The following is an 8,929-nucleotide window of genomic DNA, read 5'->3' on the forward strand; positions in this document are numbered from 1 at the left end:
TCAAAGCACACGCACCCGGAGCGGGGTGGGCGGCGAAAGAGCGACCGGAAGGCCCGCCGGCGGAGCCGGGCAGCACCCGCAGGGCCGGAACGAAGAGGAGGTAAGCGCGGCACGCGCGTTGCGGCCCGGCGCGGCGGGCCTAGAGGGAAGCGACGCCCACACCGCGGGAGGGGAGCGTAGCGACCAGCCAGCCAAAGCGATCGGGCCGGCGCACGCCCTGGCCTGATCTCCGTTGAAACGAGGAAGCGCAAATCCGCCTCGGCGGATTTACGGATCGGCGTGCAACGCCGCCCCGCCATGCTGATCGTCACCGGCATCGGACGAAACCCGTCAGGGGTTCGGTCGGAGCGAAGCGGAGATAGAGCAGCGGTCCCGAAGGGAGGCGCCAACCTACCTGCTCGATCTGTTCTCCTCTTTGCTTTACGCCCGTTTCGGCGACAGCCTATCCTTGTGCTAGCGTCCGCGCTCGTGGTGTAATTTCCCGGTGTAGCTGACGGTGTTGCCGGGGTGGGGCCGAGGCCCCACCCCGGCGACGGCGTTGTGGTGGTCACCGGGCTCATCGGTAAGGTGGAGTTGTCCGACTTCACCCCCAACCGAGGAGTTGATCCCGATGACCGATGACAGACTACCCCTTGCCGAGCTGATGGCGAAGAGCGGAGACGGCGACTTTCTGCGCACCGTGGCCGAGAGCGTGTTGCAGATCATCATGGAGGCCGATGTGGATGGCTTGATCGGTGCCGGCCGGCACGAACGATCCGGCGAGCGCAGCACCTGGCGAAACGGCTATCGCGACCGCGCCCTCGATACCCGGCTCGGGACGCTCAACCTGAAGATCCCGAAGCTGCGGACCGGGGCCTATTTCCCGGGCTTCCTCGAGCCGCGCAAGACCGCCGAGAAGGCGCTGGTGTCGGTGATCCAGGAGGCGTGGATCGCCGGCGTCAGCACGCGTCGCGTCGACGAACTGGTCCAGGCGATGGGGATGTCGGGCATCTCCAAGTCGAGCGTGTCGAAGCTGTGCAAGGACATCGACGAGCGGGTGAACGCCTTCCTGAAGCGCCCGCTCATCGGCGAGTGGCCCTATCTCTGGCTCGATGCCACCTATCTCAAGGTCCGCGAGGGCGGTCGCATCGTCAGCGTCGCAGCCATAATAGCCGTTGCCGTCAACACTGAGGGCAAGCGAGAGATCATCGGCCTGCATATCGGCCCGAGCGAGGCCGAACCTTTCTGGTCGACTTTCCTGCGCGACCTCGTCCGGCGCGGCCTCAAAGGCGTGAAGCTGGTGATCTCCGACGCCCACGAGGGCCTGAAGGCCGCCATTACCCGCGTAGTCGGCGCCACCTGGCAGCGCTGCCGCGTCCACTTCATGCGCAACGCGCTGGCGCACGTGCCGAAAGGCCAGAACACTGTCGTTGCCGCCGCGATCCGGCAGGTCTTCCTACAGCCCGATCATGCCGCCGCTATTCAGACCTGGCGTCACGTCGCCGACCAGCTCCGCGCCCGATGGCCCAAGCTCGGTGCCTGCATGGACGCCGCCGAGCAGGACGTGCTCGCATACATGACCTTCCCCGAGCAGCACCGGGTGAAGCTGCACAGCACCAACCCACTCGAACGGCTCAACAAAGAGGTTAAGCGCCGCGCCGACGTCGTCGGCATCTTCCCCAACGAGGACAGTATCACCCGCCTCATCGGCGCCGTGCTTCTCGAGCAGAACGACGAATATCAGCTTCAGTGTCGCTACATGCAGCTCGAAGGCATGAGCGCACTCGCCACACCCCAGATCGAGGAGGTCGCACCGCTACAGATTACACCCAAAGCCGCCTGATCGATGCGGCCCGGGACCACACCCGAAATTACACCACGTTGACGGACGTGACCTATCCTTGTCCTATCGATGGGTCAGCATGGGTTCGCGACATCCCCACATCAGAATGGACGAGAGCCTCCCGCCGTCTGCACTTATCTGCCGCCGCCTCTACTACGCCCAGCTACGCCAATTCCGCATTGTGCCGTCATACGCCGAAGCGCACCGCCGGCACCACGCTGCCAAGAGCGCTGTCACTAGGGCGATTTCTCTGGATTCCATCGGCACGCGCGGCAGCTTGGGTGCATGGCCCTCTCCCGCAAACGTCGCCTCCGCGCGCCCCGCCGCTGGTCGGATGGTCTCGATGACCTGCACGACTATTATCAACCCGCGTCCGGCGGCCGATCGGGCTCCCGGCCGCCCGAGAAGGACAGCCCGATCGTCGTTACCGACAACTGGCCGGAGCGCGTCCCCATCGGCGACATGGAGCTGCGTGTGATCGAAGGCCATCTCCGCAAGGAATTGGACGCGCTGTTCGGGCCGCTCCCCTGATCCGGTGGTGGTTTGCTCAGGGGTTGATTTGTTAGTCAGAATGACGCACATTGAAGCGGTGATGGATCGTTCAGGAGTTGCTCCCATGCCGCGCAAATTGCCCGTAGCGGAATCCCCCCGAGGAAACCGGGTCGAGCGCCTCGGTTTCCGCATTGATGAGGAAACCAAGGATTTGATTGAACGGGCCGCTCATCTCAGCCGTCGCAAGGTCAGCGATTTCTGCGTGACCGCGCTAGCGGATACGGCCCGGCGGATGATCGCCGACCATGAAACGCTGGTGCTGTCGGACCGCGATCGGACGGCGTTCTTCGATGCGCTCGTCAATCCGCCCGAACCGAGCGAGCGCCTGATCCGCGCGCTGGACGAGCACAAGCGCCGGGTCGCATCGTAATATGGCCCAGCCGCAGGGAGACTTGCTGATCGAGCCGTTGGGATCGCACCACGACCGGAAAGGGTTTTCGTGCGGCGTCGATAGTCTCGATCGCTATCTCCGGACGCAGGCCGGACAGGATATTCGTCGCAAGGCGGCCGGCGTGTTCGTTCTCGCCGAACGAACAGATCCCGGGGTGGTCCTCGGCTATTACACGCTGAGTTCGACCGGGCTCGCGCAGGGCGACGTGCCGGCGGCGGCGCGGCGGCACGTTCCGCGTTACCCGCTCGTCGCCGCGACGTTGATCGGCCAGCTTGCGGTTTCCCAGACGCGGCAAGGTGAAAGGCTCGGCGCGGTGCTGGTCGCCGATGCCGTTCGCCGTGCGTGGCTCACCGCATCCTCGGTCGGATCGTCGATGCTTGTCGTGGACGCGATCAACGAACGCGCAGCCGCCTTCTACGAAGGCAACGGCTTCGTGCGCCTGCCCGATTCCCAACGCCTCGTGCTGCCGATGCACGTCATCCAACGATTGGTCGAACCATGATGAACGCCACCGCCGCATTCTCTGACGCCGTCGCGATCCAGCCGGCGCAATGCGCCGCGCTCTATCTGCGCGTCTCGACCGGCCGGCAGGCTGAGAGCGACCTGTCGATTCCCGACCAACGCCGCCAGATCGAGAGCTATTGCCTCTCGCGCGGCTGGGATGTCGCGGAGGTTTTCGTCGAGCCAGGCAACACCGCGACCGACGATCGCCGCCCTGCCTTTCAGGCGATGATAGATGCAGCGATGGAAAAGCCGCCGGCGTTCAGCGTGATCGTCGTCCACAGCTTCTCGCGCTTCTTCCGCGACCAGTTCCAGTTCGAGTTCTACATTCGCAAGCTGGCGAAGAACGGCGTGCGGCTGATTTCGATCACGCAGGATTTGGGCGACGATCCCATGAGCGTGATGATGCGCCAGATCATGACGTTGTTCGACGAGTATCAGTCGAAGGAAAACGGCAAGCATACGCTGCGTGCCATGAACGAGAACGCGCGGCAGGGCTTCTGGAACGGCGCCCGCGCTCCGATCGGCTACCGGGTGGTCGAAGCGGAGCGCCGGGGGGCGAAGATCAAGAAGAAGCTGGAGATCGACCCGATCCATGCCGAAACGGTGCGGCGCATCTACCGCATGGCGCTCAACGGCATCGACAACAACGGGCCGATGGGACTCAAGTCGATCGCCACCTGGCTGAACGAGAACGGCGTCCGCACCCGCGACGGCGGTCGCTGGGGCATTGCCTCGGTGCATCTGCTGCTGACCCGCACCACCTATATCGGTGAGCATCGCTTCAACACGCGCGACCACAAGACGCGCAGCCCCAAGCCGGAGGCCGAGCATTCGGTGATGGAGGTGCCACCGATCATCACCAGGGCGGAATGGGAGGCGGTCCAACGCTCGTTGAAGGCGCGCAGCCCAAAGATGATGCCGCCGCGCGCGGTGGGCGGTTCGATCCTCCTCACCGGCATCTGCTTCTGCGCCTGCTGCGGCGGGGCGATGACGCTGCGCTCGGGCACGAGCAGCATGGGGCGCGAGTATCGTTACTACACCTGTTCGACCAAGGCTCGGCAAGGCAAGACCGGCTGCCCCGGCATCACCGTCCCGATGGACAAGCTCGACACCGCCGTCGCCGAACATCTTGAATCGCGCCTGCTCGATGCGACGCGGCTGGAGGAGATGATGGATGCGCTGCTTGAGCGGCGCGACGAGTGGGTCGGGCAGCGCCGGCAGCACGTCGCCGATCTGGAGCGACGGGCGACTGAAGCCGAAGCCAAGCTCAAACGGCTCTACGAGGCGATCGAAAATGGCGTGGTCGATATGGGCGATTCCTCGCTCAAGGTCCGCATCGCCGAGCTGACCGCGATCCGTGACCAGGCCAGGGGCGATGCCGAGCGCGCTGTCTCCCATATCGAGAAGATCGGCCCGGCCATCACCGTCGAAAGCCTGCGCGCGTTCGCGATGGCCGCCCGTCGCAAGCTGCGCCGGGACGATGGTTCTTTCGCTCGGGACTATCTGAGAGCCGTCGCGCAGCGGGTCGAGGTCGTGAGCAAGTCCGAGGTTCGCATCCTCGGCAAGCGCAGCGAGTTGCTGCGGACCCTCACCGCCGCCTCTGGCGTAGAGGCGGCGGTGCTAGGCGTTCGGTCTTTTGAACCGAAATGGCGCACCCGGAACGATTCGAACGTCCGACCCTCAGATTCGTAGTCTGATGCTCTATCCAGCTGAGCTACGGGTGCGTGGAGACGCGCCTTTAAGGGGGAGCGTGCGGGGGCGCAACCCCCTATTTCAGCTTTGTGACCACGGAGCAGGACGACTGGTGGCGCGCCGCGTCGAGACCGGCGATTTCGCCCGGCTCCCTGAGCAGCAGGCGGATCAGTGCGATGCCCCGGTCATGGGCGGTGCGCACGATCTCCGCGCCCACAGGCACCGCCTGCCCTTCGCGCGCGACAATGATTCGATAGGGCTTGCCGCCGGCTTCCAGATCGTTGCGGACAAAGATGACGTCGGTCGCCGCGTCGAACAGGCTGAGCGAACTGTAGCGGCCCGCCACCGGAGTGACGTCGATCGCCACCGGTCCGCCCGACAGATCATAGGGACAGCTCGAATAGGCAAGGTCGGGACTGGGCCGCACGACCGGTTGGCGTTCGGGCGTCGCGAGATTGCTGTAGGACATGGTGTTCACCCCGCCCTGCCCCAGCCGGTCCATCGCGACATTCATCAGGCCATAGGGGATGTAGAGAATCGCGGCCCATGCCGTCGCCGCCGCGACGAGCAGGCCAAAAAGGAGGGGGCCGAGCCAGTTCCGCATTTCAGCAGCCCTCCTTCACGATGCGCGGAAGCATCGCCTTGACGGGGTCGGCGCGAAAGGCGGGGCCGGGGTTGTACATGCGCAGGGTCAGCTGGAAAGGTTGCCCCTTGATACCGGGCAGCCAGGCGACGTCCTGCGGCTTGTCGGGCGAAATGCTGACGCTCCATTCGCCCTTGGCATCGAGCGCGACATTGGCGCCGTTGACCGACCAGATCCGGCCCGGATTGTCGACCAGATAGCCCTCGGCATCATAGACGGTGACGCTCCACCAGCGCGCGTCGAGCGGCTTGCCCGACAGGCTGTAGCGGCAATTGCCGTCGAGCGGCGCGCCCGCCGCGTCGGTCTTGGCAAGCCAATAGACGGTTTCCTTCGCGGGCAGCGCGAGCAGCCCCGAGCGCGCGACCATCGCGCGCGTCAGCGGGTCGGTCGCCTTGGTCCCGTAACCGAGCGAGGTCGACCACGGGCCGTTGCGGATCCCGCCGTCGCCGAGCCCGCCATTAGTGAGCGCCCAGGCGCCGCCAAGCCCCACCGCCAATCCGCCCACCAAAGTGATCGCATAGCGGTGCCAGCTCTTCATGCGCGCCCTTCCCGGCTATTTGCCCTTTTTCAACGCCGCCTGCGCGGCCGCCAGACGGGCAATGGGCACACGGTAAGGCGAGGCGCTGACATAGTCGAGGCCGGTCGCTTCGCAGAAATGGATGCTCGGTGCGTCGCCGCCATGCTCGCCGCAGATGCCGAGCTTGACGTTCGGGCGCGTCTTGCGGCCGCGGTCGGCCGCGATCTCGATCAGCTGGCCGACCCCCTCGACATCGAGGCTGACGAACGGGTCGGTCAGGAAGATGCCCTTGTCGACATATTGGGTCAGGAAGCGGCCCGCATCGTCGCGGCTGATGCCGATCGTCGTCTGGGTGAGGTCGTTGGTGCCGAAGCTGAAGAACTCCGCCGTCTCGGCGATCTCGCCTGCCATCAGTGCGGCGCGCGGCAGTTCGATCATCGTGCCGACCAGATAGGCGATCTCGCGCCCCTTTTCGGCGAACACAGCCTTCGCCTGCGCGTCGACGACGGCCTTCATCAGGTCGAATTCGCGGCGCGTCGCCACCAAGGGGATCATCACCTCGGGAATCGGCGCCGCGCCGGTTTCGGCGGCGACGTCGCACGCCGCCTCGAAAATCGCGCGCGCCTGCATCTCGTAGATTTCGGGATAGGTGACGCCGAGGCGGCAGCCGCGATGGCCGAGCATCGGGTTGAATTCATGGAGCTCGTTCGCGCGCGCCTTGAGCGCCTCGATCCCAACGCCGGCGGCGGCGGCGACATCGGCGAAATCCTCCTCGCGCGTCGGCAGGAATTCGTGCAGCGGCGGGTCGAGCAGGCGGATGGTCACCGGCAGGCCCGCCATGACCTGGAAAATCCCGGCGAAGTCGGCGCGCTGTTCGGGGAGCAGTTTCGCGAGTGCGGTGCGGCGACCCGCCTCGTTCTCGGCAAGGATCATCTCGCGCACCGCGGTGATCCGCGCGGCGTCGAAGAACATATGCTCGGTGCGGCAAAGCCCGATGCCCTCGGCGCCGAAATCGCGCGCGACCTGGGCATCCTGCGGGGTTTCGGCATTGGCGCGCACCTTCATGCGGCGGACCTTGTCGGCCCACACCATCAGGGTGCCGAAATCGCCGACCAATTCGGGCAGCAGGGTCGGAACCTCGCCCGCCATCACCTCGCCGGTCGAGCCGTCGAGGGTCAGGATATCGCCCTCGCGCAGTTCGCGCCCGCCGACGCGCAGCACCCGCGCGTTGCCGTCGATCGACAGCCCGCCCGCGCCAGAGACGCAGGGGCGGCCCATACCGCGCGCGACGACCGCCGCGTGGCTGGTCATCCCGCCGCGCGCGGTCAGGATGCCCTTGGCGGCGTGCATGCCGTGGATGTCCTCGGGGCTGGTTTCGACGCGGACGAGGATCACCGCCTCACCCATGCCCGCGGCTTTCTCCGCGCTGTCGGCGTCGAACATGATCTTGCCCGATGCCGCGCCGGGGCTGGCGGGCAGCCCCTTGGTCAGCACGTCGCGCACGGCCTTCGGGTCGAGCGTCGGGTGCAAGAGCTGGTCGAGCGCGCCCGGATCGACGCGACCGACGGCTTCTTCCTCAGAAATCAGCCCCTCGGCCGCCATGTCGACCGCGATTTTGAGCGCCGCCTTGGCGGTGCGCTTGCCGCTGCGCGTTTGGAGCATCCAAAGCGTCCCGCGTTCGACGGTGAACTCGATGTCCTGCATGTCGCGGTAATGGGTTTCGAGCGTGTCGAAGACGCGGCCGAGCTCGCCGAAGGTCTCGGGCATCGCCTCTTCCATCGACAGCGGCTTGGCGCCCGCCCGCTCGCGCGCGGCGAGCGTCAGATATTGCGGCGTGCGGATGCCCGCGACAACGTCCTCGCCCTGCGCGTTGATCAGCCATTCGCCGTACCAGGCGCGCTCGCCGGTGGCGGGGTCGCGCGTGAACGCCACACCCGTTGCCGAGGTGTCGCCCATATTGCCGAACACCATCGCCTGCACATTGACCGCGGTGCCCCATTCGGCGGGGATCGAGTTCAGGCGGCGATAGACTTTTGCGCGGTCGCTTTCCCAGCTCGCGAAGACGGCGCCGACCGCGCCCCACAGCTGGTCGTTCGGTTCTTGCGGGAACGGCGCGCCGGTCTCGCGTTCGACGATCGCCTGATATTCCTTGACCAGCGCCTGCCAATCCTCGGCCGACATTTCGGTGTCGAGGTAGAAGCCTTTGTCTTCCTTAGCGATTTCCAGCGCCTCCTCGAACTCGGCATGGTCAAGGCCCATGACGACGTCGGCGTACATCTGGACGAAGCGGCGATAGCTGTCCCACGCGAAGCGCGGGTCGCCCGAGGCTTCGGACAGGCCGACGACGGTGCGGTCGTTGAGACCGAGGTTGAGGACCGTGTCCATCATCCCGGGCATCGACACACGCGCGCCCGAGCGGACCGAGACGAGCAGAGGATCGGCTGGATCGCCGAATTTCTTGCCGGTGATCCCCTCGATATGCGCGATGCCCGCGGCGACATCCTCGACCAGCCCGGCCGGAAATTGTTCGCCATTGGCGTAATAGGCGGTGCAGACGTCGGTGGTGATCGTAAAGCCCGGCGGGACCGGCAGGCCGATCGAGGCCATTTCGGCGAGGTTCGACCCCTTGCCGCCCAGCAATTCCTTCGAGCGCTCGGCCGTGGTGGCCGCGCCGCCGAACAAATGCACCATCTTCGTCATCATATGCTCCTGCTGCCCCGGGGAGGAGGTTGCGGCTGGATAGTTATGCAGTCCCGGTTGGTCGAATCAGTTTTGCTTTGTCATTCTCAAGGCTTCTCAAATCCGTTC

8 protein-coding genes and 1 tRNA gene are annotated in these 8,929 nt (G+C 65.8%); 5 read left to right on the plus strand and 4 right to left on the minus strand.

Going from position 1 to position 8,929, the window contains the following annotated elements; genetic code table 11:
* Positions 1-610: 610 nt before the first annotated feature.
* From EEB18_RS21605 to EEB18_RS21625, 5 genes are all read left to right on the plus strand, one after another.
* Positions 611-1,822 (plus strand): IS256 family transposase, encoded by a 1,212-nt coding sequence (locus EEB18_RS21605; protein ID WP_187140750.1) that lies wholly within the window; start codon positions 611-613, stop codon positions 1,820-1,822.
* A 285-nt stretch (positions 1,823-2,107) separates the two neighbouring features.
* Positions 2,108-2,353 carry a hypothetical protein gene (locus EEB18_RS21610; RefSeq protein ID WP_222943128.1) on the plus strand — a complete coding sequence of 82 codons (246 nt, stop codon included), beginning with the start codon at positions 2,108-2,110 and terminating at the stop codon, positions 2,351-2,353.
* A 40-nt stretch (positions 2,354-2,393) separates the two neighbouring features.
* The gene (locus EEB18_RS21615) at positions 2,394-2,744 is read left to right on the plus strand and encodes a DUF1778 domain-containing protein (protein ID WP_262408034.1); all 351 of its coding nucleotides are present in this window, start codon (positions 2,394-2,396) and stop codon (positions 2,742-2,744) included.
* A 1-nt stretch (position 2,745) separates the two neighbouring features.
* Entirely contained in the window at positions 2,746-3,267 is a 522-nt protein-coding gene (locus EEB18_RS21620) for a GNAT family N-acetyltransferase (RefSeq protein ID WP_187140751.1), read from the plus strand.
* Positions 3,267-4,961, plus strand: coding sequence for a recombinase family protein (locus EEB18_RS21625; RefSeq protein ID WP_187140770.1), 1,695 nt, complete (start codon positions 3,267-3,269; stop codon positions 4,959-4,961). The genes EEB18_RS21620 and EEB18_RS21625 overlap by 1 nt, the downstream gene beginning before the upstream one ends.
* On the opposite strand, the gene EEB18_RS21630 is transcribed toward EEB18_RS21625, so the two are convergent.
* The 4 genes from EEB18_RS21630 to ppdK form a co-directional block, all read right to left on the minus strand.
* Positions 4,917-4,993, minus strand: a tRNA-Arg gene (locus tag EEB18_RS21630). The genes EEB18_RS21625 and EEB18_RS21630 overlap by 45 nt on opposite strands.
* A gap of 44 nt (positions 4,994-5,037) precedes the next feature.
* Positions 5,038-5,565: a DUF1254 domain-containing protein gene (locus tag EEB18_RS21635; RefSeq protein WP_187140752.1), complete on the minus strand. Its 528-nt coding sequence runs from the start codon at positions 5,563-5,565 to the stop codon at positions 5,038-5,040.
* Position 5,566: 1 nt separating this feature from the next.
* Complete coding sequence (locus EEB18_RS21640; protein WP_187140753.1) at positions 5,567-6,142, minus strand: DUF1214 domain-containing protein; 576 nt, start codon at positions 6,140-6,142, stop codon at positions 5,567-5,569.
* A gap of 15 nt (positions 6,143-6,157) precedes the next feature.
* A complete protein-coding gene (gene ppdK / locus EEB18_RS21645; RefSeq protein ID WP_187140754.1) occupies positions 6,158-8,821 on the minus strand; it encodes a pyruvate, phosphate dikinase in 2,664 nt (887 codons plus the stop codon).
* Between the last annotated feature and the right edge of the window lie 108 nt (positions 8,822-8,929).

It is taken from the genome of Sphingopyxis sp. OPL5 (assembly GCF_003797775.2).
Classification (GTDB): domain Bacteria; phylum Pseudomonadota; class Alphaproteobacteria; order Sphingomonadales; family Sphingomonadaceae; genus Sphingopyxis.